The sequence below is a fragment of the Bacillus sp. LR_5 genome, from assembly GCF_042709275.1.
Genome location: NZ_JAVAXX010000566.1, coordinates 1 through 1,594 on the forward strand (window position 1 = coordinate 1; position 1,594 = coordinate 1,594).

The window sequence follows — 1,594 nt, forward strand, 5'->3', positions numbered from 1 at the left end:
GATCCGATCGGGCAGGATAAGGAAGGGAATGAAATAAGCCTGATTGACGTTTTGAAATCAGAAAACGAAGACGTGATAGATACGATCCAGCTCAATATGGAGCTTGAAAAAGTGAAACAATACATTGACATTTTAGATGACCGTGAGAAGGAAGTGATTGTCGGGCGGTTTGGACTTGATTTGAAGAAGGAAAAAACGCAGCGAGAGATTGCCAAAGAACTCGGTATCTCACGCAGCTATGTATCGCGGATTGAAAAGCGGGCGCTGATGAAGATGTTTCATGAGTTTTATCGGGCAGAGAAGGAAAAGCGGAAGAAGGCGAAGGGGAAATAATGCAGAAGAAGCCGGATCTCATACTCCGGCTTTCTCTATTTCATTAAAGTTTTTTTAAAAAGAAAATAGAGAAAAAATATATAAAAGAGTGATGAAAATCAGTTTTGTCATCACTGATAAACTCTTCGAGAAAAGCGTCTGGATCATAGCAGATGGCTTCTCTCTTATGGGGCGTTACTTCCCTCCATCAAGCGATTCTAAGCCGGACGTTCTAAAAGCTCTCCTGAGAAAATCCTTAGATCGGTATACTTCAGTACATTCCTAGTCACTGCTTTCTTTATAGAGGCCTCATCTATGCTGTCGATACCCTTACATATATGACTATCACAATGAGAGGACTTTTAATGAATATGAAGAATCAGTTAAAAAACATTGGTTAGAAGCAGTTCATTTTAAAGAACTACTCATTTTATTTCTTCTTCAATTAAATCACTGGCGTTTAAGTACAATTCTTCACAATCTCTTCTGTTGACTCCAATCCCTAAGTAGTGCTCCTCCAGTACGGTGACACATATAGAGGGACGAGAAAATCTCATTTAAACTGCCCATCCGATGGCGGGCAGTTTAATTATTACCTCTCCTGTTCCTTTATCACCCTCTCAATCCCATATAAAATCAGTTTCAAGCCAAACTCAAATGCTCTGTCAGTCCCCATCAACTCAAACAGCCCGTTCGTAAACATCCTCCGGAATAATCCCGCATCTGTCTCGCTCATGGAATCAAGAAGGCGTATCATCTCCTCCCCCGGATGCTCTTCTTGGTCCTTCAGGATAGCAGTGACATTGCGCTCATGCTGATAATCGTCTAAAACGAAGTAGAAGACATAGTTTACAAGCGTAGTAACCACTTGCATTTTCTGCTCTTGCTTAAGTGGTGTTGATTCCACGCAGAGTAACATTCGGTTCGTGAATCGGATGATGTCCGGTTCATGGGGCAGCGTCATCATCATGAGCTGCGTAGAGCAAGGATATCGGCTGAGCACGTTCCGTACCGTTATCGCAAGCCCCATCAGCTGCTCCTTCCAGTCTCCCTCGGAGCGGAACTCCTCCAGAATCATTTTCGATACTTGGTTAGCCAGACGCTGGTAAAGCTTCTGTTTGCTCTTGAAATACCAGTACAGAGAGGGAGCCTGAATCCCTAGCCTGTTGGCCAATCGTCTCATGCTGAATGTTTCGATGCCTCCCTCCCCAAGAAGTTCCCACGAGGTTTCTAAAATCTTTTCCTCTGAAATCTGAGGCTGTTGCTTTTTCATATTATCCGT

The 1,594-nt window shown here is 43.2% G+C and carries 2 protein-coding genes; one reads left to right on the forward strand and one right to left on the reverse strand.

Annotated features, from left to right (window positions below; all coding sequences use genetic code 11):
• On the forward strand, nt 1–333 hold a 333-nt coding region (locus tag RAC86_RS38510; protein ID WP_377886934.1), incomplete at its 5' end, for a sigma-70 family RNA polymerase sigma factor.
• A gap of 571 nt (nt 334–904) precedes the next feature.
• Here the strand turns inward: RAC86_RS38510 and RAC86_RS38515 are convergent.
• The gene (locus tag RAC86_RS38515) at nt 905–1,585 is read right to left on the reverse strand and encodes a TetR/AcrR family transcriptional regulator (protein WP_046381200.1); all 681 of its coding nucleotides are present in this window, start codon (nt 1,583–1,585) and stop codon (nt 905–907) included.
• Between the last annotated feature and the right edge of the window lie 9 nt (nt 1,586–1,594).